This window comes from Actinomycetospora sp. NBRC 106375 (assembly GCF_030269665.1).
Lineage (GTDB): Bacteria > Actinomycetota > Actinomycetes > Mycobacteriales > Pseudonocardiaceae > Actinomycetospora.
Genome location: NZ_BSTS01000010.1, coordinates 140812 through 166643 on the forward strand (window position 1 = coordinate 140812; position 25832 = coordinate 166643).

The 25832-nt window shown below is 74.3% G+C and carries 26 protein-coding genes; 16 read left to right on the top strand and 10 right to left on the bottom strand.

Annotated features, from left to right (window positions below; genetic code table 11):
• Nucleotides 1-43 precede the first annotated feature (43 nt).
• Nucleotides 44-1033 (top strand): adenosine kinase, encoded by a 990-nt coding sequence (locus tag QSK03_RS18040; RefSeq protein WP_285654671.1) that lies wholly within the window; start codon nucleotides 44-46, stop codon nucleotides 1031-1033.
• 62 nt (nucleotides 1034-1095) lie between these two features.
• Here QSK03_RS18040 and QSK03_RS18045 read toward each other — a convergent pair whose 3' ends face one another.
• Nucleotides 1096-1467 carry a HesB/IscA family protein gene (locus tag QSK03_RS18045; protein WP_285654676.1) on the bottom strand — a complete coding sequence of 124 codons (372 nt, stop codon included), beginning with the start codon at nucleotides 1465-1467 and terminating at the stop codon, nucleotides 1096-1098.
• Nucleotides 1468-1613: 146 nt separating this feature from the next.
• Nucleotides 1614-2789, bottom strand: coding sequence for a glycerate kinase family protein (locus QSK03_RS18050; protein WP_285654679.1), 1176 nt, complete (start codon nucleotides 2787-2789; stop codon nucleotides 1614-1616).
• A gap of 45 nt (nucleotides 2790-2834) precedes the next feature.
• Between QSK03_RS18050 and QSK03_RS18055 the strand changes: the two genes are divergently transcribed.
• From QSK03_RS18055 to QSK03_RS18070, 4 genes are read left to right on the top strand one after another with little or no spacing between them, the layout of a single operon-like run.
• Complete coding sequence (locus tag QSK03_RS18055) at nucleotides 2835-3488, top strand: DUF3043 domain-containing protein (protein WP_285654681.1); 654 nt, start codon at nucleotides 2835-2837, stop codon at nucleotides 3486-3488.
• Nucleotides 3489-3499: 11 nt separating this feature from the next.
• On the top strand, nucleotides 3500-4024 hold the full coding sequence (gene cobU / locus QSK03_RS18060) for a bifunctional adenosylcobinamide kinase/adenosylcobinamide-phosphate guanylyltransferase (RefSeq protein WP_285655051.1): 525 nt from the start codon (nucleotides 3500-3502) through the stop codon (nucleotides 4022-4024).
• 53 nt (nucleotides 4025-4077) lie between these two features.
• Nucleotides 4078-5094 (top strand): nicotinate-nucleotide--dimethylbenzimidazole phosphoribosyltransferase, encoded by a 1017-nt coding sequence (locus QSK03_RS18065; RefSeq protein WP_285654684.1) that lies wholly within the window; start codon nucleotides 4078-4080, stop codon nucleotides 5092-5094.
• Between the two features lies 1 nt (nucleotide 5095).
• The gene (locus tag QSK03_RS18070) at nucleotides 5096-5851 is read left to right on the top strand and encodes an adenosylcobinamide-GDP ribazoletransferase (RefSeq protein ID WP_285654686.1); all 756 of its coding nucleotides are present in this window, start codon (nucleotides 5096-5098) and stop codon (nucleotides 5849-5851) included.
• Nucleotides 5852-5857: 6 nt separating this feature from the next.
• On the opposite strand, the gene QSK03_RS18075 is transcribed toward QSK03_RS18070, so the two are convergent.
• Nucleotides 5858-6958, bottom strand: a complete 1101-nt coding sequence (locus QSK03_RS18075; protein ID WP_285654689.1) for a branched-chain amino acid aminotransferase — start codon at nucleotides 6956-6958, stop codon at nucleotides 5858-5860.
• 10 nt (nucleotides 6959-6968) lie between these two features.
• Nucleotides 6969-8327, bottom strand: coding sequence for a PLP-dependent cysteine synthase family protein (locus QSK03_RS18080; RefSeq protein ID WP_285654691.1), 1359 nt, complete (start codon nucleotides 8325-8327; stop codon nucleotides 6969-6971).
• A gap of 29 nt (nucleotides 8328-8356) precedes the next feature.
• Between QSK03_RS18080 and QSK03_RS18085 the strand changes: the two genes are divergently transcribed.
• Entirely contained in the window at nucleotides 8357-9016 is a 660-nt protein-coding gene (locus QSK03_RS18085) for a DUF2461 domain-containing protein (RefSeq protein ID WP_285654693.1), read from the top strand.
• A 51-nt stretch (nucleotides 9017-9067) separates the two neighbouring features.
• Here QSK03_RS18085 and QSK03_RS18090 read toward each other — a convergent pair whose 3' ends face one another.
• Together QSK03_RS18090 and gcvT are read right to left on the bottom strand one after the other, a co-directional pair.
• Nucleotides 9068-9556 (bottom strand): cupin domain-containing protein, encoded by a 489-nt coding sequence (locus QSK03_RS18090; protein WP_285654694.1) that lies wholly within the window; start codon nucleotides 9554-9556, stop codon nucleotides 9068-9070.
• A gap of 10 nt (nucleotides 9557-9566) precedes the next feature.
• On the bottom strand, nucleotides 9567-10691 hold the full coding sequence (gene gcvT, locus QSK03_RS18095) for a glycine cleavage system aminomethyltransferase GcvT (protein ID WP_285654696.1): 1125 nt from the start codon (nucleotides 10689-10691) through the stop codon (nucleotides 9567-9569).
• A gap of 69 nt (nucleotides 10692-10760) precedes the next feature.
• On the opposite strand from gcvT, the gene QSK03_RS18100 reads away from it, so the two are divergent.
• From QSK03_RS18100 to QSK03_RS18130, 7 genes are all read left to right on the top strand, one after another.
• The gene (locus tag QSK03_RS18100; RefSeq protein ID WP_285654699.1) at nucleotides 10761-12311 is read left to right on the top strand and encodes a leucyl aminopeptidase; all 1551 of its coding nucleotides are present in this window, start codon (nucleotides 10761-10763) and stop codon (nucleotides 12309-12311) included.
• Between the two features lie 117 nt (nucleotides 12312-12428).
• Complete coding sequence (lpdA, locus tag QSK03_RS18105) at nucleotides 12429-13805, top strand: dihydrolipoyl dehydrogenase (RefSeq protein ID WP_285654701.1); 1377 nt, start codon at nucleotides 12429-12431, stop codon at nucleotides 13803-13805.
• Between the two features lie 34 nt (nucleotides 13806-13839).
• Entirely contained in the window at nucleotides 13840-15783 is a 1944-nt protein-coding gene (sucB, locus tag QSK03_RS18110) for a 2-oxoglutarate dehydrogenase, E2 component, dihydrolipoamide succinyltransferase (protein ID WP_285654704.1), read from the top strand.
• Between the two features lie 176 nt (nucleotides 15784-15959).
• Nucleotides 15960-16850 (top strand): TIGR01777 family oxidoreductase, encoded by an 891-nt coding sequence (locus tag QSK03_RS18115; protein ID WP_285654707.1) that lies wholly within the window; start codon nucleotides 15960-15962, stop codon nucleotides 16848-16850.
• Nucleotides 16847-18121: an NAD(P)/FAD-dependent oxidoreductase gene (locus tag QSK03_RS18120; protein WP_285654710.1), complete on the top strand. Its 1275-nt coding sequence runs from the start codon at nucleotides 16847-16849 to the stop codon at nucleotides 18119-18121. The genes QSK03_RS18115 and QSK03_RS18120 overlap by 4 nt, the downstream gene beginning before the upstream one ends.
• Nucleotides 18118-18867: a lipoyl(octanoyl) transferase LipB gene (lipB, locus tag QSK03_RS18125; protein ID WP_285654712.1), complete on the top strand. Its 750-nt coding sequence runs from the start codon at nucleotides 18118-18120 to the stop codon at nucleotides 18865-18867. Before QSK03_RS18120 ends, lipB begins: the two co-directional genes overlap by 4 nt.
• A gap of 181 nt (nucleotides 18868-19048) precedes the next feature.
• Nucleotides 19049-20041 (top strand): LLM class flavin-dependent oxidoreductase, encoded by a 993-nt coding sequence (locus QSK03_RS18130; protein ID WP_285654714.1) that lies wholly within the window; start codon nucleotides 19049-19051, stop codon nucleotides 20039-20041.
• Nucleotides 20042-20096: 55 nt separating this feature from the next.
• Here the strand turns inward: QSK03_RS18130 and QSK03_RS18135 are convergent, their stop codons facing one another.
• Nucleotides 20097-21029 carry an LLM class F420-dependent oxidoreductase gene (locus QSK03_RS18135; RefSeq protein WP_285654716.1) on the bottom strand — a complete coding sequence of 311 codons (933 nt, stop codon included), beginning with the start codon at nucleotides 21027-21029 and terminating at the stop codon, nucleotides 20097-20099.
• A gap of 133 nt (nucleotides 21030-21162) precedes the next feature.
• On the opposite strand from QSK03_RS18135, the gene lipA reads away from it, so the two are divergent.
• Nucleotides 21163-22155: a lipoyl synthase gene (lipA, locus tag QSK03_RS18140; protein ID WP_285655054.1), complete on the top strand. Its 993-nt coding sequence runs from the start codon at nucleotides 21163-21165 to the stop codon at nucleotides 22153-22155.
• Nucleotides 22156-22186: 31 nt separating this feature from the next.
• A complete protein-coding gene (locus tag QSK03_RS18145) occupies nucleotides 22187-22939 on the top strand; it encodes a DUF4191 domain-containing protein (RefSeq protein ID WP_285654717.1) in 753 nt (250 codons plus the stop codon).
• 9 nt (nucleotides 22940-22948) lie between these two features.
• Here QSK03_RS18145 and QSK03_RS18150 read toward each other — a convergent pair whose 3' ends face one another.
• Complete coding sequence (locus QSK03_RS18150; protein WP_285654719.1) at nucleotides 22949-23464, bottom strand: RDD family protein; 516 nt, start codon at nucleotides 23462-23464, stop codon at nucleotides 22949-22951.
• A gap of 241 nt (nucleotides 23465-23705) precedes the next feature.
• Here QSK03_RS18150 and glnA point away from each other — a divergent pair, with 241 nt between their 5' ends.
• Entirely contained in the window at nucleotides 23706-25127 is a 1422-nt protein-coding gene (gene glnA, locus QSK03_RS18155; protein WP_285654722.1) for a type I glutamate--ammonia ligase, read from the top strand.
• Nucleotides 25128-25194: 67 nt separating this feature from the next.
• Here glnA and QSK03_RS18160 read toward each other — a convergent pair whose 3' ends face one another.
• Nucleotides 25195-25407, bottom strand: a complete 213-nt coding sequence (locus tag QSK03_RS18160) for a hypothetical protein (RefSeq protein WP_285654725.1) — start codon at nucleotides 25405-25407, stop codon at nucleotides 25195-25197.
• A 21-nt stretch (nucleotides 25408-25428) separates the two neighbouring features.
• Nucleotides 25429-25755, bottom strand: a complete 327-nt coding sequence (locus QSK03_RS18165; protein ID WP_285654728.1) for a hypothetical protein — start codon at nucleotides 25753-25755, stop codon at nucleotides 25429-25431.
• Nucleotides 25756-25832: the final 77 nt, after the last annotated feature.

Below are 25832 nucleotides of genomic sequence, written 5' to 3' on the forward strand. Positions count from 1 at the left end.
CGCAGGTTGGTCCGAAGGACGTAGTGCGATTCGAGAGGTAGGCATGGACGTACTGGGGATCGGCAACGCCATCGTCGACGTGCTGTTCCGCACGGACGACGACACCATCCGTGCGCACGAGCTGCCCAAGGGCGGCATGACGCTCATCGACGAGGCCCAGGCCGAGAAGCTCTACACCGAGGCCGGGGACACGACGGAGCGCTCGGGCGGCAGCGTCGCCAACACCATCGCCGTCGCGGCGGCCCTCGGCGCCGACGCCGGGTACGTCGGCAAGGTCTCCGACGACCGGCTCGGCACGTCGTTCACCGAGTCCATCCGCTCGCACGGCGTGCACTTCACGACGCCGGCGCTGTCGGGCAGCCCGGCGACCGCCCGCTGCCTGGTCATGGTCACCGCCGACGGCGAGCGCACGATGTCGACCTTCCTGGGCGCCTGCACGGCGCTCGGGCCCGACGACATCGAGCAGGACGACGTCGCGGGCTCCAAGGTCAGCCTCATCGAGGGCTACCTGGCCGACACGGAGCAGGCCCGCGCCACCATCGGCAAGGTCGTCGACGCCGCGTCGAAGAGCGAGGCCCGGGTGGGCCTGACGCTGTCCGACGCCGGCTGCGTCGAGCGCCACCGCGAGTACTTCCGCGAGCTCCTGCGCGAGAACGTCGAGATCCTCATCGCCGACGAGGACGAGGTCGCGGCGCTGGTCGGGTCCGACGAGATCACGTCGCTGCTGCGCGGCCACGGCGGCAACGCCGAGGTCGTCGTCGTCACCCACGGCCCCAAGGGCTCGACGGTGTACGACGCGAACGGCTCGGTCGAGGAGGTCGGGGTCCGCGACGCCGACGAGCTCGTCGACACCACCGGGGCCGGCGACGCCTACGCCGGCGGGTTCCTCTACGGCTGGACCCACGGGCTCGACCACGCCACCTCGGGGCGGATCGGCGCCGTCGCGGCCTCGCACGTCGTCGCCCAGCTTGGCGCCCAGCCGCCGGAGAAGCTGCGCGAGAAGGTCGCGGCCGAGGTGCCCGGCCTGACGTAGCAGCCGTCAGACACACGACGGCCCCGGACCTCGACGAGGTCCGGGGCCGTGGTGCGTGTGCCTCAGTTGAAGCTGTCGCCGCAGGCGCACGATCCGCCCGCGTTCGGGTTGTCGATCGTGAAGCCCTGCTTCTCGATGGTGTCGACGAAGTCGATGACCGCGCCCTGGAGGTACGGGGCGCTCATGCGGTCGACGGCGACGGTCAGGCCGTTGAAGTCGCGCTGCAGATCGCCGTCGAGGCTGCGGTCGTCGAAGAAGAGCTGGTAGCGCAGCCCCGCGCAGCCACCCGGCTGGACGGCGATGCGCAGCGACATGTCGGTGCGACCCTCCTGGTCGAGCAGGGCCTTCGCCTTGCCCGCGGCCGTGTCGGTCAGCTCGACGCCATGCGGCTTGGCCTCGACCTCGGTCGGCGCGGCAGGGTTCTCGACGGTCATGGTTCTCCCTTGAGCTCCCGGGACGCAGTGCACGTACTCGGCACAACTGGTCGCGGTGCCGTGTATTCCCGCGGGTCCGGTGTACCCGCCCCGCGGCCTCTCCCCATGCTCGCACACCTGCGGCCGTGCCTCATGCGTGCGCGGGATCACCCGTCCCGACGGGTCGAGCTCCCCTCCGGTCCGTCTCCCGGCGGACGCGCACCCCAGTGCCGCGCCACGCCCTCGGCGAGGTCGGCCAGCCGGCCGGCGGGGTCGGCCAGCGCGGCCTCGACCGACCCGGCGTCGGCCGCCACCGAGTAGGCGCCCTCGATCCCGGCCTCGAGCGCCTGGTTCCCGCCCAGGTGCACCTGCCCGGCCAGCGCGATGCACGGCACCCCGTGCTCGCGGGCCCGGTCGGCCACCACCGAGACGAGCTTGCCGTGCAGCGACTGCTCGTCGAGCGCGCCCTCGCCGGTGACGACGAGGTCCGCGCGGTCCAGGGCCTCGTCCAGCCCGGCGACCTCCCGGACGAGCTCGCCGCCGGCGACACGCCGGGCCCCCAGGGCGGCGAGCGCGGCGCCGAGCCCCCCGGCCGCCCCGGCGCCCGGCCGGCCCGCCAGGCCCGGGTCCCCGCAGGCCTCCCCCAGCACGGCACCCCAGGTGGTCAGGGCCGCGTCGAGCGCCGCGACGGTGTCCTCGTCCGCGCCCTTCTGCGGCCCGAACACCGCGGCGGCGCCCTGCGGGCCGGTCAGCACGTGGTCGACGTCGGCGGCGACGACGAGGTCGATCCCCGCCAGCGCCCCGAGGGCGTCGCGCAGGCCGTCGAGGCGTGCGACCGCGGCCAGCGCGCCGCCGCCGTCGGACAGGACCGTCCCGTCCGCATCCCGCGGGGCGGCGCCGAGCGCCGCGAGCAGACCGGCGCCGCCGTCGGTGCAGGCCGAGCCGCCGAGGCCGACGACGATCGATGCGGGCCCGGTCGCGGCGGCCGCGGCCACGAGCTCGCCGACACCGCGGCTCGTGGCGGCGGCGGCGGTCTGCGGGGTGCGGTCGGCGACCAGGTGCAGCCCGCACGCCGACGCCGACTCGACGTAGGCCGTCGACTCCAGCTCGAGCCACGTCGCCGTCGTCGGCTCCCCGAGCGGGCCGGTGACCTCGACGTCGTGCCGGGTGCCGCCGCGGGCGGTGTGCAGGACCTCGACGAACCCCGTCCCGCCGTCCGCCAGCGGCAGCAGCACCGTCGTGTCGGCCGGCACGGAGCGCGCCCAGCCCCGCCCCATCGCGGCGGCGGCCTCGGCGGCGGTGAGGCTGCCGCCGAAGGAGTCGGGGGCGAAGAGGACGCGCATGGCGAGCACGGTAGGGGGTGCCCCGCATGTCCTATCCTGGGCGGCGTGAACTTCCTGCGCCGCGGTTCCGCGTCCGCCTCCGACGAGCCCGTCGACGACACGACGGACGACGAGGGTCGCGAGACGGTCGTGGTCGGCGACACGCGCGCGCAGACCGTCGGCAAGGGCCGCCCCACGCCCTCGCGCCGGGACGCGCAGGGCAAGCGCCGCGGGCCCGTCGCCCCGGCGCCGAAGACACAGCGCGAGGCCATGAAGCGCGCCAAGGCCTTGCGCGGCACCAAGGAGGACCGCAAGGCCAAGGCCGACGACCGTCGCAAGCGCATGATGGCCGGCGACGACTCGGTGCTGCTGCCCCGCGACCGCGGTCCCGCCCGGGCCTACGCCCGCGACCTCGTCGACGCCCGGCGCAACCTCATGGGCCTGTTCATGCCGCTCGCGATCGTGATCTTCGTGACGGTGATCGTCCCGGTGCCCCAGGTGCAGACGTTCGGCAGCCTCGTCTGCCTGGTGATGCTCGTGATGATGGCGCTCGAGGGCGTCATGCTCGGGCGCTACGTCGTCACGCGCGTGCGGACGAAGTTCCCGAACGAGCAGGTCGGCGGCCTGTCCTTCGGTTGGTACGCCTTCACCCGCGCCACCCAGCTGCGCCGCCTGCGCATGCCCAAGCCGCGGGTCGCCCGCGGCACCAAGATCGACTAGCGGGCCCCGGGATCGCCCGCACGCTCGTCCTCGGCGGCACCCGCTCGGGCAAGTCCGCGTACGCCGAGGGCCTGCTCGACCCGGCCGCCGCGGCGCTCTACGTCGCCACCGCCCGGGGCGTCGACCCCGAGGCCGACCCGGAGTGGGCCGACCGCGTCGCCGTGCACCGCGCCCGCCGTCCCGGCGGCTGGCGCACCGTCGAGGACGCCGACCTGCCCGCCGTGCTCGACGCGGCGCCGGCCGATCCGGTGCTCGTGGACGACCTGGCCACCTGGGTGACCGGTCTCCTCGACGACGCGGGCTGGGAGCGCGACGCGCCGTCGGTGGCGGCGGCGCGCGCCGCGCTCGTCACGGCGGTGTCCGGCTTCGCCGGCGAGCTGGTGCTCGTCTCGGCCGAGGTCGGGCTGGGCGTCGTGCCGTCCACGAGCGCGGGCCGGCGCTTCCGCGACGAGCTCGGCGCGCTGAACGAGGCGCTCGCGGCGGTGTGCGACGAGGTCTGGCTGCTGGTGGCCGGGCTGCCCCTGCGCCTGAGGTGACCACGTCCTCCGGCTACGGTCGGTCCACCCCTGCGCCCGCGAAGGAGACGTCCGTGCACCCCGTGGTCGACGGCTCGACGGCCGGCGCCGCCCGCGCCGGCGTGGCGCCGCCCGACGAGACGGCCCGCCGCGAGGCCGCCGCCGATCAGCCCGGGGGCAGCTACGGGCGTCTCGAGGAGCTGGCCGCCTGGCTGGCCGCGTGCCAGGGCCGGGCGCCGGCCCGCGAGCCGCGCCGGGTGCGGGCCGTGCTCTTCGCCGCCGACCACGCGATCGCCGCGGCCGGGGTCTCCGCCCACGAGCCCGGCGAGACGGCCGCCCGCGTGACCGCCGTCCGGGACGGCTCGGCGCCCACCTGCCGGTTCGCCGAGGCCGCCGGGGCGGGCCTGCGGGTGGTCGACGTCGGGCTCGCCGCACCGGCCGTCGGGGACGCCCGTGACGACCGCGCCGTGGTCCGCGGCGGCGGGCGCCTCGACGTCGAGGACGTGCTCACCGACGACCAGGCCGCGGCCGCCCTGCGCGCGGGCCGCGAGGTGGCCGACGAGGAGGTCGACGAGGGCGCCGACCTGCTCGTCGTCGGCGAGCTCGCCGTGGGCGTCAGCACCCCGACCGCGGTCCTCGCCGCGGCGTCGACCGGCCGCGAGCCGGTGGCCGTGGTCGGGCGCGGCAGCGGGATCGACGACCGGCGGTGGATGGTCAAGGCCGCGGCGGTCCGCGACGCCCTGTGGCGCACCCGCGCCGTCGGCCGCGACCCGCAGGGCCTGCTGCGCGTCGCCGGCGGCGCGGACCTCGCGGCGCTGACCGGTTTCCTCGCCCAGGCCGCGCGCCGGCGCACCCCGGTGGTGCTCGACGGCGCGGCGACCAGCGTGGCCGCGCTGCTCGCCGACACCGAGGCCCCGGGCGCCCGGGCCTGGTGGGTCGCCGGCACGCGGTGCACCGAGCCCGCCCAGGCGCTCGCGCTCGACGTGCTCGCCCTCGAGCCGCTGCTGGACCTGCAGATGCGCGCCGGTCAGGCGACGGGGGCGCTCGCTGCCGTCGGGCTGCTCCGGGCGGCCACCGCGATCACCGCCTGACGTGGCGGCCGTCCGCGCCGGCGTGGCGCTGGCCGTCGCGATGTTCACGGTCGTGCCGCTGCGGGCCACGCGGGTCGACCGCCCCGCGGCGGGCGTCGCGATCGCCGTGGTGCCGCTGGTCGGCGTCGTCCTCGGCGGCGTGCTGGGTGCCGCGGCGGCCGGCCTGGTCGCCGCGGGCGCGCCGGAGCTGCTCGCGGGGCTCGTGGCCGTCGGTCTCGGTGCGGCGGCCACGCGCGGCCTGCACCTCGACGGGCTCGCCGACCTGGCCGACGGGCTCGGCAGCCACGGCGACGCCGCACGCACGCTGGCGGTGATGCGCGACCCGGGCACCGGGGCGTTCGCCGTGGTCTGGCTGGTCGTCGTGCTCGGGGTGCAGGCCTCGGCGTTCGGCGCGCTCGCCGGTCAGGGCGTGCTCGTCGCGGCCGTCGCCGGCGGGCTCGCCCTCGGGCTCGGGCGCGCGGCGTTCGCCTGGGTCGCCCGCCGCGGGGTGCCGGCGGCGTCGCCCGACGGCCTCGGTGCGCTCGTCGCCGGCACCCAGCCGGTGTGGGTCGCCCCGGCCTGGGCCGTCGTGCTGGCGGCGGCCGCGGTCCCGGTGCTCGACGTGCGGGCACCGGGCGCCGCGCTGCTGGCCGCCGTCGTCGTCGCGGGAGTCGCCGCGCACGCCCGGCGGCGCCTCGGGGGCGTGTCGGGCGACGTGTTCGGCGCGTGCGCCGAGCTCGCCGTCACCGCCGCCCTGGTCGTGTCGACCCTCGGCTGACGGCGTCTAGAGCAGGCGCCGCATCCAGCCGCGGTGGTCCTCGGCGGCGCCGCGCTGGATGGCCGTGAGGCGCTCGCGGAGGCGCTGGGTCATCGCGCCGGGCTTGCCGTCCGCGATGTCGTACTCGCCGCCCTCGTGCTTCACGGTCCCCACCGGCGTGATCACCGCCGCGGTACCGCAGGCGAACACCTCGGTGAGGTGCCCGGCCGCGACCTCCTTCTCCATCTCGTCGGTGGAGATGCGGCGCTCGGTGACCGTGGCGCCCTCCTCCTTCGCCAGCTCCAGCAGCGACCGCCGGGTGACGCCGGGCAGCAGCGAGCCGGACAGCTCGGGGGTGACGACCTCGACGGCACCCGAGGAGTCGGTGAACACGAAGAAGAGGTTCATGCCCCCCATCTCCTCGATCCACCGGTGCTCGAGGGCGTCGAGCCACACCACCTGGTCGCAGCCCTGGGCCGACGCCTGGGCCTGCGCGGCGAGGGAGGCCGCGTAGTTGCCGCCGCACTTCGCCTCGCCGGTGCCGCCGGGCACGGCGCGGACGTAGTCGGTGGAGAGCCACACCGTCACCGGCGCCAGGCCGCGCGGGAAGTACGCGCCGGCCGGGGAGGCGATGAGCAGGTAGAGGTACTCCTCGCTGGGCCGCACGCCCAGCCCCGTCGACGACCCGATCATGAACGGCCGCAGGTAGAGCGCGTCCTCGCCGCCCGCCGCGGGCACCCAGCGGTGGTCGACGGCCAGCAGCTCGTGCAGCGACTGCACGAACAGCTCGCGCGGCAGCGGCGGCATCGCGAGGCGCTCGGCCGAGCGGGCCATCCGGTCGGCGTTGGCCTCGGGGCGGAACGCGTGGACCGAGTCGTCGGCCCAGCGGTAGGCCTTGAGGCCCTCGAAGATCGTCTGGCTGTAGTGCAGGACGACCGACGCCGGGTCCATCGACAACGGCTGGTACGGGCCGACCTGGGCGTCGTGCCAGCCCTCGGCGGCGTTCCAGGAGATCGTGACCATGTGGTCGGTGAAGAACTTCCCGAACCCGGGTGCGGCGAGTACCTCCGCCACACGCTCCGCGGTCGCCGGGGCGGGGTGCGGGGTGTGGGCGAAGGTCGTACTCATGCCTCGCACACTAGCCCGCCGGGGCAAGCACGTCCCGCGTCACCAGACCGACGACCCGACCGTCACGGATCACCCACGCCGCCGCCGCGTCGCCGAGCGTGCCGCGGGCCGACGGGAGGCTCTCCCCCGCCCCGACGCTCGGCGGGGCCGGCCGGGCGAGGTCGCGCACGGGGGTGTCCTCGGGGCGACCGTCGAGGTCGGCGGCGGTCACCGCGCCCAGGATCTCCGAGGGCGCCGGGGGACCCTCGCGATCGCGGGCCACGGGGGCGGGTGCCGAGCTCGCGCCCAGCTCCGTCCGCGCCCGTCCCACCGTCCACGACGCCCGGACCACCGGTAGCGGGGCGATCGACAGCTCGTCGACCAGCGGCGACGGGGCGTCGGGACCGGGCTCGGTGAGGAAGCCGAGCCGGCGCAGCCACCCGTCGTCGAAGTACTTCGACAGGTAGGCCCGCCCCGAGTCGGGCGCGACGACCACGACGACGTCGTCGGGGCCGAGGTCGCGGGCGACCCGCAGCGCGGCGGCCACGGCCGTCGCCGACGACCCGCCCAGCAGCAGGCCCTCCTCGCGGGCCAGCCGGCGGGCCGTGAGCATCGTCGTGCGGTCGTCGACGCGGACGACCTCGTCGGCCACCGCGCGGTCCCAGTTGGCGGGCCAGGGGTCCTCGACGGTGTCGGGGTGGCGGTAGTGCCCGATCGCCTCGACGTAGTACGGGCTGCCGTCCCCGCCGCCGTAGGCCGAGGTCATCGGGTCGACGCCGACGACGCGGACCGGGCCCTTCTCCTTGAGCGCGGTCCCGGTGCCCGACAGCGTGCCGCCGGTGCCGATCCCGGCGACGAAGCAGGTCACCGCGCCGCCGGTCTGCTCCCAGATCTCCGGCGCGGTGGTGTCCCGGTGGGCCTGCGGGTTGGCGGGGTTGTCGTACTGGTCGGCGAGCCAGCCGCCCGGGATCTCGCCGGCCAGGCGGGCCGCCAGGTTCATGACGTGGCGCGGGTCCTCGCGGGCGAGCCCCGCCGGTGTCGGGACGACCTCCGCGCCGTAGGCCCGCAGCGTCGCCACCTTCTCGACCGCCGTCGTGTCCGGGATGACGATCACGGTGCGGTAGCCGAGGTACCCGCCGACCAGCGCGAGCCCGATGCCGGTGTTCCCCGACGTCCCCTCGACGATCACGCCACCCGGCCGCAGCGCCCCGGAGCGCTCGGCGGCCCGCACCATCCACAGCGCGGCCCGGTCCTTGACGCTGCCGCCGGCGTTCTGCCACTCGGCCTTCACGTAGACGCGCGGCGCGAGACCCTCGGTGACCCGGCGCAGCCGGATCAGCGGGGTGGCCCCGATGGCGTCGAGCACCGACTCGTGCACGCTCCCGGACACGGCTCGTGTCTACACGCCAGGATGGACCCGTGACGTTCCCGGGCTTCGGCGAGGCGGTCGTCGACTTCTACGAGGGCCTCGAGGCCGACAACACCAAGGCGTACTGGACCGACAACAAGACGATCTACGACGAGCACGTGCGGGCGCCGATGCTCGCGCTGCTCACCGACCTCGCATCGGAGTTCGGCGCGGGCAAGGTGTTCCGCCCCTACCGCGACGTGCGGTTCGCGGCCGACAAGACGCCCTACAAGGTGCAGTGCGGCGCCACGGCGGGCCACCACTACGTCCAGGTCTCGGCGGACGGGGTCATGGTCGCGACCGGGTACTACCGGATGACCTCGGCGCAGGTCGCCCGCTTCCGGGCGGCGATCGACGACGACCGCCACGGGCCGGCGCTGGCGTCGATCGTCGAGGGTCTGCGCGCCGAGGACTTCACGATCGCCGGCGAGCAGCTGAAGTCCCGGCCGCGCGGCGTCGACCCCGAGCACCCGCGCCTCGACCTGATGCGGCACAAGGCGCTGTTCGCCTGGCGGTCCTGGCCGCCGTCGGACGAGCTGCACACCCCGGCGCTCGCCGACCGCGTCGCCAACACCTGGCGCCGGCTCGAGCCCCTCGGGCAGTGGCTCGACGAGCACGTCGGCGTCGACCTCGACGACACCGCCGAACGCCCCGGCGGCCGTCGCCGCTGACCCTTCTGTGAGCAGTTGGCGCCCCGGCCGGGGCGCCAACTGCTCACGTGGTCACGCGGGGACCGGCTCGTGCGGCCAGTCGCGCAGGTTGACCTGGTCGCACTCGAGGGCGAAGGCGTCGATCTCGTCGGTGCTCGCGCCGCGGGCGAACAGCTCGGCGAGGCCGCGGAAGTACTTCTCCCGCGGCGCGCCGGGCACGAACAGGATGAGGAACCGCGCGGTCTCGTCGCCGACCGCGTGGAAGCCGTGCACACCGTTCACCGGCACGTGCGCGAAGTCGCCGCTGCCGAGCACCCGCCAGCCCGTCCCGCTCATCACGGCGAGCCGCCCCGAGATCACCCAGAACGACTCGGTGAAGCCCTGGTGGTAGTGCGGGATCGCGCCCCAGCGGCCGGGCTCGGCGGCGTTCTCGAAGAGGCCGTAGCCGCCGCCGACGACGTCGGACGGGGCGGTGAACCGTACCGGGCCCGCCTGCTCGGCCTCGGAGCGGGACCGGTAGATCCCGGGCTCGGACGGTGGGAGGTCCGTGGGGAAGCTCACCGGGACATCGTCACCGGACGTGCGACGGGACGAAAGGCGGGCTGACGACCTCGCACTCCAGCGCCCGGCCGCGCACGTCGACGGCCAGCACGTCGCCCTCCTCGATCCCCGCCGCGGTGTCGAGGAGCGCCAGCGCGATGCCGGTCTTCAGCGTCGGGGAGAACGTCCCCGAGGTCGTCTCGCCGACGGCGTCCTCACCGCGCCGCACCGTCATGTGCCCGCGCGGGACACCGCGGCCCGTGGCCCGCAGACCCCACGAGCGGCGCCGGGGGCCGGCCTCCCGCTCGGCGACGAGGGCATCGCGGCCCCAGAACTCGTCCTTCTTCCACCCGACGGCGAAACCGCACCGCGCCTGCAGCGGGGTGATGTCGGGTCCGAGGTCCTGGCCGTGCAGCGGCAGCCCCGCCTCCGTGCGCAGCGTGTCGCGCGCCCCGAGCCCGGCCGGCAGGCCGCCCTTCTCCGCCACGACGGCCGCCAGCGCGTCCCACAGCTCCCCCGCCCCGTCCGCCGGCGCGATCAGCTCGTAGCCCCGCTCGCCGGTGTAGCCGGTCCGGCACACGCGCACCGGCCGCCCCTGCCACTGCGCGTCGACGAAGGCCATGTAGTCGAGCGGGTCGGGATCGGTGAGCAGCCCCACCTCGGCGAGCACCGCCGGCGACGACGGGCCCTGCACGGCGAGGACCACGTGGGCGTCGTGCTCGTCGTCGACGGCGATCCCGTCCGGCGCGACCTCGGCGAGGCGGCGACCCACGCCCGCGGAGTTGGCGGCGTTGGGCACCGCGAACACCTCGTCGGGGCCGACGAGGTAGAGGATGAGGTCGTCGACGACGCCGCCGTCGGCCGCGCAGCACAGCGTGTACTGGGCCTTGCCCGGCACGATGCGTTCCAGCGAGTTCGTCAGGCACCGGTCGACGAACGCCGCCGCGCCGGGGCCGTGGATCCGCACCTTGCCCAGATGGCTGACGTCGAACAGGCCGACGGCCTCCCGGGTCGCCGTGTGCTCGGCCACCGTGCCCCCCACACCGTCACGGCTGTACTGGACGGGCATCTCCCACCCGCCGAACGGCGCGAACGACGCGCCGAGGGCGACGTGGTGGTCGTGCAGGGGGCTGCGGCGGGAGTCGGGGTCGGACACCCGCGGCACCGTACGGGAGCGGGCGCGGTCCTAGCATGTGATCGACACCGCGCGAAGGAGAGGCACGACGTGAGCAGCACCCCCCACCTGGAGCTCCTCGGCGCCGAGCCGGGCGCGGACGCCCTGACGGGCGCCGACGCGCTCGTCGTGGGCGTCCGCCCTGGTCAGGACGGTGCGGACCCCGTCGTCGTCGGCGGCACGGCGGCCCTCGGCGAGCTCGCCGGCGAGCTGCCCGGGCTCGTCGCCCTGCTCGGCGGCACCGGCAAGGCCGAGGAGGTGACGCGCGTCCCCACGCGCGGCGCCCTGGGCGTCCCGGTGGTGCTGGCGGTGGGACTCGGACCGGAGCCCGCGGCCGACGCCGGCGCGGGCGAGGCGCCCGACCTGGCCGAGCAGGTCCGGCGGGCGGCCGGCGCCGCGGCGCGCGCCCTGCACGGGCACGCCACGCACGTCGTCACCACCCTCTCGACGCTCGACCTCGCGGCCGCGGTCGAGGGCACGCTGCTGGGCGACTACGGCTTCACCGCCTACAAGAAGACCCCGTCGACGGCGCCGACCGAGCTCGCCCGGGTCGGGCTGGTGAGCGCCCACGGCTCCCACGGCGCCCACCAGGAGCCCGGCGACACCTCCGAGCTCACCCGGGCGACGGCCGTCGCCCGCTGGGTCGCCGCCGCGCGCGACCTCGTCAACACCCCGCCCAACGACCTCTACCCCGACGCGTTCGCCGAGCGGGCGCGGACGCTGGCCGAGGGCGCCGGGGTGTCCGTGGAGATCCTCGACGAGTTCCAGCTGGCCGAGCACGGCTACGGCGGTGTCCTCGGGGTCGGCGGGGGGTCGTCACGGCCGCCGCGCCTGGTGCGCCTCACCTACCGGCCCGCGAACCCGGTCAAGAAGATCGCCCTCGTCGGCAAGGGCATCACGTTCGACACCGGCGGCATCTCGATCAAGCCGGCCGCGAACATGGACCACATGACCTCGGACATGTCCGGGGCCGCGGGCGTCGTCGCCGCCACCTGCCTGGCCGCCGAGCTGGGCCTGGACGTCGAGGTCGTCGCGACGGTGCCGATGGCCGAGAACATGCCGTCGGGCACCGCGTACCGACCGGGCGACGTGCTGACGATGTACGGCGGGACGACGGTCGAGGTGCTCAACACCGACGCCGAGGGCCGGCTCGTCCTCGGCGACGCGATCGCCCGCGCCTGCGAGGACGCGCCGGACTACCTGCTCGAGACCTCGACGCTCACGGGTGCGCAGCTCGTGGCGCTGGGGTCGCGGACCCCGGGCGTCATGGGCACCGACGCGTTCCGCGACCGCGTGGCCGCCCGGGCCGTCGCGGCCGGGGACGGCGGCTGGGCGATGCCGCTGGCCGAGGAGCTGAGGGGCGACCTCGACTCCCGGGTGGCGGACCTGGCCAACGTCACCAACCACCGTTTCGGCGGGATGCTGGTCGGCGGGATCTTCCTGCGGGAGTTCGTCGCCGACGGCGTGCCCTGGGTGCACCTCGACATCGCGGGCCCGGCGTTCAACACCGGCGGCCCGCACGGCTACACGCCCAAGGGCGGCACGGGCGTCCCCGTACGGACGATCGCGGCGGTGCTGGATGACATCGCGCACCACGGCTGATCGGCACCGACGGCGGCCGGGGCGAGGTGGAAGGATGAGTCCCGACATCGCCTCACCGGCGCCACAGCACCGGGTCGAAGGCACCGCACGCCACACGCCGACGCGGGAGAAGCAGCAGTGAGCGACACGTACGACGTCATCATCCTCGGAGCGGGGTCGGGCGGTTACGCCTGCGCCTTCCGGGCCGCCGAGCTCGGCCTGTCGGTCGCGCTGGTGGAGAAGGACAAGGTCGGCGGCACCTGCCTGCACCGCGGCTGCATCCCCACCAAGGCGCTGCTGCACGCCGCCGAGGTGGCCGACTCGGCGCGCGAGGGCGAGCAGTTCGGCGTGAAGAGCTCGCTGTCGGGCATCGACATGAGCGGCGTCAACTCCTACAAGGACAACGTCGTCTCCCGCCTCTACAAGGGCCTGCAGGGCCTGGTGAAGGCGAACAAGGTCACGCTGATCGAGGGCGCGGGCAAGCTCGTCGGCCAGGACACCGTCGAGGTCGACGGGCAGCGCTACCAGGGCCGCAACATCGTCCTGGCCTCCGGCTCCTACTCGAAGACGCTGCCGGGCCTCGAGCTCGGCGGCCGGGTGCTGACCTCCACCGAGGCGATCAACCTCGACGACGTCCCCGAGCGCGTGGTCGTGCTCGGCGGCGGCGTGATCGGTGTCGAGTTCGCCAGCGTCTGGAAAAGCTTCGGCTCCGAGGTCACCATCGTCGAGGCGCTGCCGAACCTCGTGCCCAACGAGGACGAGTTCCTCTCCAAGCAGCTCGAGCGCCAGTTCCGCAAGCGCAAGATCGCGTTCAAGACCGGCACGAAGTTCACCGGCGTCTCCCAGACCGCCGACTCGGTGACGATCTCACTGGAGAACGGCGAGGAGATCGAGGCCGACCTGCTGCTGGTCGCCGTCGGCCGCGGGCCGAACACCGCCGACCTCGGCTACGAGGAGAACGGGGTCACCCTCGACCGCGGCTTCGTCCCGACGAACGACCGCCTGCACACCGGCGTCGCCAACATCTACGCGGTCGGCGACATCGTGCCCGGCCTGCAGCTGGCCCACCGCGGCTTCCAGCAGGGCATCTTCGTCGCCGAGGAGATCGCCGGGCTGAACCCGCCGGTCATCGACGAGAAGGGCATCCCGCGCGTCACGTACTGCGAGCCGGAGGTCGCGTCGGTCGGACTCACCGAGGCGCAGGCCAAGGAGCTGTACGGCGAGGTGAAGACGATGACCTACGACCTCGCCGGCAACGGCAAGTCGCAGATCCTCAAGACCGCCGGGGCGGTCAAGCTCGTCAAGGGCGGCACCGCCGACGACGACCCGGTGGTCGGCGTCCACATGATCGGCTCGCGGATGGGCGAGCAGGTCGGCGAGGCCCAGTTGATCTACAACTGGGAGGCGCTGCCCACCGACGTCGCCACCCTCATCCACGCCCACCCCACGCAGAACGAGGCTCTCGGGGAGGCGCACCTCGCGCTCGCCGGCAAGCCCCTGCACAGCCACAGCTGACCCCCGAGACCGAGCGACGAGGAGTACGAGCACGATGGCCTACACCGTCCAGATGCCTGCTCTCGGGGAGAGCGTCACCGAGGGCACGGTCACGCGGTGGCTCAAGCAGGAGGGCGACCACGTCGACGTCGACGAGCCGTTGCTCGAGGTCTCGACCGACAAGGTCGACACCGAGATCCCCTCGCCCCAGGCGGGCGTGCTGCAGCGGATCGTGGCGCAGGAGGACGACACCGTCGAGGTCGGCGGCGACCTCGCCGTGATCGGCGACGAGGGCGAATCCGCCGGGTCGTCCGGGGGTGACGGCGGTGGCGCCGCGCAGCCCGCGGAGTCGTCGCAGCCCGAGCCGGCGCCCGAGCCCGAACCGGAGCCGGAGCCGGCCCCGCAGCAGTCCGACCCGGAGCCCGCGGCGGCGTCGTCGTCCTCGTCGGGCGGGTCGTCCTCGGGGGGCTCGTCCGGCGGGACGACCGTCGAGATGCCGGCGCTGGGCGAGTCGGTCACCGAGGGCACGGTGACGCGCTGGCTCAAGGCGGTCGGCGACTCCGTCGACGTCGACGAGCCGCTGCTCGAGGTCTCCACCGACAAGGTCGACACCGAGATCCCCTCGCCGGTCGCCGGCACGGTCCTCGAGCTCAAGGCCGGCGAGGACGACACGGTCGAGGTCGGCGGTGCGCTGGCGGTCATCGGCGACGCGTCGCAGGCCTCGGGTGGAGGTGCCGCGGCGCCGGCGCAGGAGCAGCAGGCCCCCGCCCCGGCGCAGGAGCCGGCCGCGCAGCAGACCGAACAGCCGTCCCAGCCGTCCCAGCCCTCGCAGCCCGAGCCGCAGCAGGCCGTGGCCGCGTCCGGCGCCGACGACTACGTCTCCCACGAGACCGAGCAGCCGACGACCGCGAGCGGTCCCGCCAACGCCGGCGCGACCCGGCCCCGGGACTCCTCGCAGGGCAACGGCGCGTCGGCGCCCACCGAGTCCGGCTCGCCGTACGTCACGCCGCTGGTGCGCAAGCTGGCCGCCGAGCGCGGGGTCGACCTGTCGACGCTGTCCGGCACCGGGGTCGGCGGCCGCATCCGCAAGCAGGACGTCGTCAAGGCCGCCGACGAGCAGGACCGGAGCGCGGCCGCCCCGGCGGACGACGCCCCGGCGCAGGCGACCGCCTCGGGCGGGTCGGGCGGTGGCGCGGTGCACGCCGGCGAGGTGCAGAAGCCGTCGGCCTCGGGCTCGCGCGGCTCGTCGGGCGCTCCGGCGCCGGACACCTCGGGCCTGCGCGGCACCACGCAGAAGCTCTCCCGGCGCCGGGCCACGATCGCCAAGCGCATGGTGGAGTCGCTGCAGGTCTCCGCGCAGCTCACGACGGTCGTCGAGGCCGACGTCACCCGGATCGCGCGTCTGCGCGACCGGGCGAAGGCCGACTTCCAGGCCCGCGAGGGCGTGAAGCTCTCGTTCCTGCCGTTCATGGCGCTCGCGACCGTCGAGGCCCTCAAGGCCCACCCCTCGGTCAACGCGATGATCGACACCGAGAAGGGCGAGGTCACCTACCACGGCGCCGAGCACCTCGGCATCGCCGTCGACTCGCCGGCCGGGCTGATCGTGCCCGTCGTCCACGACGCCGGGGACCTCAACCTCGCCGGGCTCGCCCGCAAGATCGCGGACGTCGCCGAGCGCACCCGGGCGAACAAGATCACGCCGGACGAGCTCTCGGGCGGCACGTTCACGATCACGAACACCGGCTCGCGCGGTGCGTTGATCGACACGCCGATCATCAACCAGCCCCAGGTCGGCATCCTCGGGACCGGCGCGGTCGTGAAGAAGCCCGTCGTGCTCCAGGACGACTCGGGCGGCGACGTGATCGCCGTGCGCTCGATGGCCTACCTGTGCCTGTCGTACGACCACCGCATCGTCGACGGTGCCGACGCGGCGCGGTTCCTGACGACGATCAAGGACCGCCTCGAGGGCGGCGCCTTCGAGGGCGAGCTGGGCCTGTAGCGCGCACGGGCGACGCGGCTGGGCCGCACGCCGCCCACCTCGCGGAACGAACGGCGCTCTCGCTGCTTCGGTAGCAGCGAGAGCGCCGTTCATTCGTCTCTCGCCCCGCCGCCGTCGCTCGGCCCCGTCCGCCACCCCGGGTCGCGGCGGCCCGGACACTCCGCGACGATCACCCCATGCGCGTCGTCATCGCCGGGTCCTCCGGGCTCATCGGCACCGCCCTGGTCCCGCGTCTGCGCGAGAGCGGCCACGAGGTCGTGCGTCTCGTGCGGCGCACACCCCAGGCCCCCGACGAGCGCGGCTGGGACCCCGCGGCCGGCCACCTCGCGCCGGGTGCCCTGGAGGGCGCGGACGCGGTGGTGAACCTCTGCGGCGCAGGGATCGGCGACCAGCGATGGACCGGCGCGCGCAAGCAGGAGCTGCGCGACAGCCGCATGATCCCGACCGACGTGCTCGCCCGCGCGGTGGTGGAGCACGGGATCCCGACGATGGTCAGCGGCTCGGCGGTCGGCTGGTACGGCGACACCGGCGCCATGGCCGTCGACGAGACCGCCCGCCGGGGCACCGGCTTCCTCGCGGACCTGTGCCGCGACTGGGAGAACGCCACCGCGCCGGCCTCCGAGGGCGGGGCACGCGTCGTGCTGGTGCGCACCGGCCTGGTGCTCTCCCCCTCCGGCGGGCTGATGGGGCGGATCAAGCCGCTGTTCCAGTTCGGGCTCGGCGGGCGGCTGGGGTCGGGCTCCCAGTTCTGGCCGTGGATCTCCCTCGACGACGAGGTGGGCGCGATCGTCCACGCGCTCGAGCACGACACCGTGTCAGGACCGATGAACGCCACCGGGCCGGACCCGGTGAGCAACGACGAGTTCACCCGCGTGCTGGCCGCGCAGATGCACCGCCCCGCGCCGTGGGTCGTGCCCGGGTTCGCCATGCGCACGGTGCTCGGGCAGTTCGCCGACGAGGGCGTGCTCGTCAGCCAGCGCGTCATGCCCGGGGTGCTCGAGCGCGAGGGCTTCACCTTCCGCCACGCCACGCTCTCCGAGGCCCTGGCCGCGGTGCTCGACGGATGAGCAGCGCGTCCCTCCCCGACGCCGTCGACGTCGTCGTGGTCGGCGCCGGGCTCGCGGGTCTGCGCGCGGCTCGGACGGTCGCCCGCGCCGGGCGTTCGGTGATCGTCTGCGAGGTCGGCGACGGTGTCGGCGGGCGGGTGCGCACCGACGTCGTCGACGGGTTCCTCGTCGACCGCGGGTTCCAGATCCTCAACACGTCGTACCCGGCGCTGCGCAGCGAGATCGACCTGGATGCGCTCGACCTGCGCCGCTTCGTGCCCGGTGCTGCCGTCCGTGACACCGACGGGCGGCTGCACCGCCTGGCCGATCCCCGCCGCGTGCCGTCCTGGGCGCCGCGCACCGCGGCCGACCGCCTGCTCGGTGCGGGGGCGAAGGCCCGGATCGCCGCGCTCTCCCTGCGTTCCCTGGTCGTCCCGCCCGCGCGGCAGGCGCGGGCCCCCGAACGCACGACGGCCGAGGAGCTGGCGCACTGGGGGCTCGGCGGGACGCCGACCGAGGCGTTCCTGCGACCGTTCCTCGCCGGCGTGCTGGGCGACCGCGACCTGGAGACGTCGTCGCGGGTGTTCTCGCTGTTCTGGCGCAGCTTCGCGCGCGGCGACCTCACGCTGCCCTCGCGGGGCATCGGTGCCGTCCCGGCCCAGCTCGCGGCGCGGCTGCCCGCCGGGACCGTGCTCACCGACACCCCGGTCGAGCGGGTGGCGCCCGGTCTGGTCGAGACCCCGCGCGGCCGGGTCCGCGCCGGCGCCGTGATCGTCGCGACGGAGGGCACGGACGCCGCGGCGCTCCTGCCCGGCCGCCTCCCGACGCCGCGGACGTTCGCGCTGACCACGCACGTCCACGTCGCCGACGAGCCGCCGACGCGCCAGGCGCTGCTGCACCTCGACGGCGCCGGCGGCCCGGTCGTCAACACGATGGTGCTGACCGCGGCGGCGCCCTCGTACTCCCCCGATCACCGCCACCTCGTCGCGAGCACGGTCCTCGGCCCCGACCCGCTGCCCGAGTCCGAGCTGCGCCGCGAGCTCGCGCGGCTATGGGGCACGCCGGTGGGTGCGTGGGACGAGCTGGCGACGGTCCGCGTTCCCCGCGCGCTGCCCGCGACCACGCCGCCGACCCCCGAGGGTCTGCGCCGGCCCGTGGACCTCGGCGACGGCCTGTTCGTCGCCGGCGACCACCGCGACACCCCGTCGGTGCAGGGCGCGCTGGTCAGCGGGCGGCGTACGGCACAGGAGGCCCTGCGCCGTCTCGGGAGCGGGGTAGCGTCGGCGTCGTGAGCCGCTCCAGCCGTGCCGCCGCCGAGCCCGTCCGGGTGCACGAGCTCGGCACCGTCGACTACCTCGAGGCCTGGGACCAGCAGCGCGCCCACGCCGACGCGCGGGTCGCCGGCACGGGCCCCGACGTGCTGATGCTGCTCGAGCACCCCTCGGTCTACACCGCCGGGCGCCGCACGCTGCCCGAGGAACGGCCCGTCGACGGCACCCCGGTGATCGACGTCGATCGCGGCGGCAAGATCACCTGGCACGGCCCGGGCCAGCTCGTCGGCTACCCGATCATCCGGCTCGCCGAGCCCGTCGACGTCGTCGAGCACGTCCGGCGCCTCGAGCAGGCGCTGATCGCCGTGTGCGACTCCTACGGCCTGGACGTCGGGCGCATCGACGGCCGCAGCGGCGTCTGGCTGCCCGCCGACGACCGCGGTCCCGCCCGCAAGATCGCCGCGATCGGCGTGCGCGTCGCCCGCGGCGTCACGCTGCACGGGTTCGCCCTCAACGCCCAGCCCGACCTCGCCGGCTTCGGCGCCATCGTGCCCTGCGGCATCCGCGACGCGGGCGTCACCAGCCTCACCGCCGAGCTCGGCCGCCGCGTGGGTGTCGAGGAGGTCCGGGACGCGACCCGCGACGCGGTGCTCGCGGCGCTCGACGGCACGCTGGAGATCACCGACCGGACGCTGCCCGTCGCCCCCGACGGGGCGCAGGACGTCACCGTCGGCGGCCTCACCGTGCGGGTCGGCGCCGCGCGCTGACGTCCGCCCGAGCGCGCGCGGTCCGCGGGGGCCGCCTCCTGGCTGGTATCGCTCGCCCAGCGAGGGATACCGGCCAGTAACCGGGAGGGACCGGGCTCGGCGCAGCCCGGACCGTCTTGACACGACGTCCACGGCACCGCGAGTGTGCGGTCGGTCACACGCTGCCGCCGGAGGAGTCGCCGTGGACGTGTCCGTCGCTTTCCCGACCGCCCTGAGCTCGCCGGACGACATCGCGCTGGCCGAGGAGCTCGGCTACGCGCGGGCGTGGGTGTACGACACGCCCCAGCAGAGCCCGGACGTGTGGATGACGCTCGCTCTCGCCGCCGAGCGCACCGAGCGGATCGGGCTGGGTCCCGGCGTCCTCGTGCCGACCCTGCGCCACCCCATGACGAACGCCGCGGCCACCGCGACCCTCGCCGCTCTCGCGCCAGGACGCGTCGCCGTCGCGTTCGGCACCGGCTTCACGGGCCGCCGCGCGATGGGCTACCGGGCGATCCCGTGGTCGTTCATGGACGCCTACATCCGCGCCTACCGCGGGCTGCTGCGTGGCGAGGTGGTCGAGTGGGAGGGCGCGTCGATGCAGATGCTGCACCCCGACGGCCACGCCCCGGCCCGTCCCGTCGACGTGCCCGTGCTCGTCGGCGCCCTCGGGCCGAAGGGCGACGCGGTGGCGCGCGAGCTGGGCGACGGGCTGTTCGTCACGCTCGCGCAGCCGGAGTTCATGTCGGCGTACTCCTGGGTGCCCTACCTCGCGTGGGGCACCGTCCTCGACGACGACGAGCCCCAGGACTCCGACCACGCGAAGGTCACGGCGGGCCCGGGTTGGGCGCTCGCGTACCACGGCGCCTACGAGTTCGGCGGGGCCGACGCGGCGCGCGAGCTGACGGGCGGGCCGGAGTGGATGGGCGTCGTCGAGAAGTCACCGCCCGAACGGCAGCACCTCGCGGTCCACGCCGGGCACTGCGTCGAGCTCAACGACGCCGACCGCGCGGCCTGGGACGCGGGCGGGCACGCGATGCTGCGCGACGCGACCCTGTCCGGCACGCGCAGCGAGGTCCGCGCCAAGATCGACGCGCTCGCCGGCGCGGGCGTCACCGAGATCGTCTTCCAGCCGTGCGGGCCGGACACGCGCCGCGAGCTCGAACGCTTCCACGACGCCGCGACCTCGCGGTGATCGAAGTACCGATACGGACGCTGAGCGTCTGTGACGGCACTTCGCTGACACGTCCTCAGACCTGGCGAGCGATCTCCGAGGCGACGAGGTCGAGGTGGTCGAGGTCGGAGAGGTCGAGCACCTGCAGGTAGATGCGCTGCAGTCCGGCGCGGGCGGCGAAGGTGCCGATCTTGTCGACGATCTCGGCCGGGGTGCCCGCGAGCCCGCTCTTGCGCAGCTCCCCCGGGTCGCGCCCGATGGCGTCGGCGCGGCGGGCGACCTCGGCCTCGTCGCGGCCCGCGCACACGACCTGGGCGGTGGAGCGGCCCAGGGTCGCCGGGTCGCGGCCCAGCGCGCGGCAGGCGTCGTCGGCGCGCTCCCGGCCGGCGGCGAGGTCGTCGACGCCGGCGAAGGGCATGTTGAACTCGGTGCCGTAGGCGGCGGCGAGCGCCGGGGTCCGGCGGGGCCCGTTGCCGCCGACGACGATCGGCGGGTGCGGGGTCTGGATCGGCTTCGGGAGCCCGGGGCTCTCGGAGAAGCGGTAGTGCTCGCCCTCGTGGGAGTACGTGACGCCCACGGGCGTGCGCCAGGAACCGGTGAGGATCTCCAGCTGCTCGGCGAGCATCGAGAAGCGCTGCGCGAGCGGCGGGAAGGGGATGCCGTAGGCGCGGTGCTCGGCCTCGTACCAGCCGGTGCCGAGCCCGAGCTCCACGCGTCCGCCGGACATCTGGTCGACCTGCGCGACCATGACGCCCAGCGGGCCCGGCAACCGGAACGTGGCGGCCGTCATGAGCGTGCCGAGCCGGATGGTGCTCGTCTCACGCGCCAGCCCCGCCAGGGTGACCCACGCGTCGGTCGGGCCCGGCAGGCCGTTGGCGTCGCCCATGGCGAGGTAGTGGTCGGACCGGAAGAACGCGTCGAAGCCCGCGTCCTCGGACGCCCGTGCCACGCGGAGCAGGTCGTCGTAGGCGGCGCCCTGCTGCGGCTCGGTGAAGATCCGAAGGTCCACACGATCAGGGTAGTCACTCCGTCACCCTCCGAACCGTCCCCGGGGCCACATCCGGCCGACGCGTTGGGACGTGCGGCGTAGGGTCGGGCGCGTGACGGTCGCTCCCAGCCAAGATCCGTCGAGCCCGCGGAAGATGTTGCGGCTCGAGGTCCGCAACTCCCAGACGCCCATCGAGCGCAAGCCGGAGTGGATCCGGACGCGCGTGGCCACCGGACCCAACTTCACCGAGCTCAAGGGCCTGGTGAAGGGCGCCGGTCTCGCCACCGTGTGCGAGGAGGCCGGCTGCCCGAACATCTTCGAGTGCTGGGAGGACCGCGAGGCCACCTTCCTCATCGGCGGCGAGCAGTGCACCCGCCGGTGCGACTTCTGCCAGATCGACACGGGCAAGCCCTCGCCGCTGGACACGATGGAGCCGCGGAAGGTCGCCGAGTCGGTCCGGCAGATGGGCCTGCGCTACTCGACGATCACCGGCGTCGCGCGCGACGACCTCGACGACGGCGGCGCGTGGCTGTACGCCGAGACCGTGCGCCAGGTCCACGAGCTCAACCCGGGCACCGGTGTGGAGCTGCTCATCCCCGACTTCGACGGGCGTGACGAGCAGCTCGGGCCGGTGTTCGACGCCGCCCCCGAGGTGCTCGCGCACAACCTCGAGACCGTGCCGCGCATCTTCCGCCGCATCCGTCCGGGGTTCCGCTACGAGCGGTCCCTCGACGTGATCCGGAAGGCTCGCGCGGCCGGTCTCGTCACCAAGTCGAACCTCATCCTCGGCATGGGCGAGACCCCCGAGGAGGTCACCGCGGCGATGCAGGACCTGGTCGACGCCGGCTGCGAGCTGCTGACGCTCACGCAGTACCTGCGCCCGAGCCTGCGCCACCACCCCGTGGAGCGGTGGGTCAAGCCCGAGGAGTTCGTCGAGCACCGCGACGCGGCGCTCGCCATGGGTTTCCCCGGCGTCATGGCCGGCCCGCTGGTGCGCTCCTCGTACCGCGCCGGCCGGCTCTACGCGCAGGCCAAGCTCGCCCGCGGCGAGGAGCTGCCCGCGGGCATGGCGGAGCTCGCCGAGGAGGGCCCGGCCCGCCAGGAGGTCGGCGAGGTGCTGGCCCGCACGGGCCGCACGCACGGCTGACGTCATGCCCCCGTAGGGCAGAATGGGACGCATGGCGAAGCAGGGCTCCGGCGCGGCGAGCAAGGAAGAGAAGAAGGCCGCGAAGCAGGCGGCGCGGGCGGCGCGCAAGGAGCGGTTCAGCCAGATCTGGCAGGCGTTCCAGATGCAGCGCAAGGAGGACAAGGCCCTCCTGCCGCTGATGATCGGCGCGGTCGTCGTCACGGCGGCCGTGCTGTTCGGCATCGGCCTGCTCATCGGCCAGCAGTGGTTCCTGCTGCCCACCGGCATCCTGCTCGGCGTCCTCCTCGCGGTGATCATCTTCGGGCGCCGCGTGCAGCGGAACGTCTACGCGAAGGCCAACGGCCAGCCCGGCGCGGCCGGCTGGGCGCTCGACACCATGCGCGGGCAGTGGCGCGTCACCCAGGCCGTCGCGGGCACCACGCAGCTCGACGCCGTGCACCGCGTCATCGGCCGGCCGGGCGTGATCCTCGTGGCCGAGGGCGCCCCGCACCGCACGAAGAGCCTCGTCGCCCAGGAGAAGAAGCGCGTCTCCCGCATCATCGGGCAGGTGCCGATCTACGAGATCTCCGTGGGCGAGGAGGAGGGCCAGGTGCCGCTGGCCAAGCTCCAGCGCCACGTCACCAAGCTGCCGCGCAACATCGACAAGGACCAGATGGACACCGTCGAGAAGCGGCTCGCGGCGCTCGCCAACCGCGGCGGCCCGGCCGTGCCCAAGGGGCCGGTGCCGAAGAACGCCCAGCAGATGAAGGGCATGCAGCGCACGGCCCGCCGCGGCGGCCGCTGAGCAGGCCCGCTACCGGGTCCGCACCACGACGGTGCGGCTGGCGCGGTCCTGGATGCCACGCGCGTCACGGTCGACGATCAGCGCGGGGATCACGAAGAACACCGAGAAGGTGCGCACCACCGTCCAGAGCAGGCCCACACCGGCGGACCCCGGGCGGTCGAGGCGCACCACGCGCAGGCCCAGCAGCGCCATGGCCGGGGTGGTCCCGACCACCGCCACCGGCACGATCATGATGATCGCCCAGGTCAGCAGGCTCCAGTTCTGCGGCAGCGCCGGGTAGGTGAAGATCGCGGCGAGCAGGCCCGCCAGCACGGCGTCGAGGACGAACTGCCCGCAGCGGCGCGCGAGCGTGGCCACCGAGCCCGGCCCGCTCTCGGGCAGACCGAAGCGCTCCCCCGGGTAGGCCGGGACCGTGTCGTCGTCGCGGCCGGTGGGGCGCCGCGTGTCGACGGGACGCTCCGGAGCGGCGTTCCCCGCGGTGGGACGCACGTCGCCGCCGGTGAGCCATTCACGAAACCACGACACCGTGACAGGCTACGGCTGGCCGAGCGGGACGGCGGGCGGGACGGCGCTGCGTCGTCGACCGAGCACCCAGCGCTCGTTAACTGCTGTGAAACATGCTGGTGACGGCCGAGCAACAGCACCGACCTAGCGTCGGGATCACCCGGACCGGTCACGGTCGACGCCCCCGATCAGTGGGTACGGTGCGACCCGCTGACCACCGACCCCCGTCGTCCCCGGCAAGCGTGTGAAGGAGCCACCGAGGGTGTTCAACAATCAGGACGAGGTCTTCAAGTACATCTCCGACGAGGGGGTGAAGTACGTCGACGTCCGCTTCTGCGACCTGCCGGGGCAGATGCAGCACTTCACCGTGCCGGCGTCGGAGTTCAAGGAGAGCGTCTTCACCGACGGTCTGGCCTTCGACGGCTCGTCGATCACCGGGTTCCAGAGCATCAACGAGTCGGACATGACGCTGCTGCCCGACGTGGCGACGTCGCGCATCGACCCGTTCCGGGCCCAGAAGACCCTGAACGTCAACTTCTTCGTGCACGACCCGCTGACACTCGAGGCCTACAGCCGCGACCCGCGCAACGTCGCCCGTAAGGCCGAGAAGTTCCTCTCGACCGTCGACGTCGCGGACACCTGCTTCTTCGGTCCCGAGGCGGAGTTCTACATCTTCGACTCGATCCGCTACGACTCGAAGCCGAACGGCACGTTCTACGAGGTCGACTCGATCGAGGGCGCCTGGAACGCCGGCCGTGACGAGCCGGGCGGCAACAAGGGCAACAAGATCGCCTTCAAGGGCGGCTACTTCCCGGTCGAGCCCACCGACCAGAGCTCCGACCTGCGCGCCGCGATCGGCACCAACCTCATCAACGCCGGCTTCGAGCTCGAGAAGCTGCACCACGAGGTCGGCACCGGCGGCCAGGCCGAGATCAACTACAAGTTCAACACGCTGCTGCACGCCGCGGACGACCTGCAGCTGTTCAAGTACATCGTCAAGAACACGGCAGCCCAGGCCGGCAAGACCGTGACCTTCATGCCGAAGCCGCTCGCGGGCGACAACGGCTCGGGCATGCACTGCCACCAGTCGCTGTTCAAGGGCGGCGAGCCGCTGTTCTACGACGCCAACGGCTACGCGGGCCTGTCGGACATGGGCCGCCACTACATCGGCGGCATCCTGCACCACGCCCCCTCGCTCGTCGCGTTCACCAACGCCACGGCGAACTCGTACCACCGCCTGGTGCCCGGCTTCGAGGCCCCGATCAACCTGGTCTACTCGAACCGCAACCGCTCGGCGTGCGTCCGCATCCCGATCACCGGTGACAACCCGAAGGCCAAGCGCCTCGAGTTCCGCTGCCCCGACTCGTCGGGCAACCCGTACCTGGCCTTCGCCGCCATGATGATGGCGGGCCTCGACGGCATCCGGAACAAGATCGAGCCGCCGACGCCGGTCGACAAGGACCTCTACGAGCTCCCGCCCGAGGAGGCCGCCAACATCGCGCAGGTCCCGGCCAGCCTGGACGCCGCGGTGAACAACCTCGAGGCCGACCACGACTACCTGCTCGAGGGCGGCGTCTTCACGTCCGACCTCATCGAGAAGTGGGTCGAGCTCAAGCGCGACGACGTGACGGGCCTGCGCCTGCGGCCGCACCCGTACGAGTTCGAGCTGTACTACAACTGCTGAGCCCTCAGCGGTCTGCGACGGCCCGGTACCCCACGCGGGGTGCCGGGCCGTCGTGCGTCTCCCGGGCCTAGAACTGCTGCTTGGGCGGCACGTTCGACCGGACCCGCAGCATCGCCACGGTGACGACGACCGAGCCGATCGCCCCGAGGACGAAGAGGACGATCCCGATCTCCGGGCTGACCGTGAAGATCAGCGCGAGGCCGGCGAGGAGCACCACGGCACTGATCACCCAGCCGGTGACGCAGCCGCGGATCGTGGTGAGACCGAGGGCCGAGAACATGCCCACCATGCTTCCACGCGCTCAGGGTGACCGGCGGTCCGGCACGTCCTCGCGTGGGGACAGCGCCGCCGCCACGACGTACTGGTAGACGTAACGGATCTCCTCGCCGCGCCGGACGGGCAGGCAGACCCACCCCACCCACTCCCCCGTCGTCGTGCGGCGCCACCCCAGCAGCTCGCCGGGCACGCGGCTCTGGAGGTCGACGCCCTCGGGCATCGGCCGCACCGGCCGGTCCGGCGGACGCGGGTAGGCGACGGCGAGGTCGACCCAGACACGCTTGACCTCGTCGCGCTGCAGCGCGCCGGACCGGTCGTTGCGGCGCTGCGCCGGACCCCGCTCGTCGAACACGTGTTCGATGGTCGGGGATGAGCGTTCCGGACGCCACCCACACGACCGTGCGTGTCCGGAGATCGCGGCACACCTCA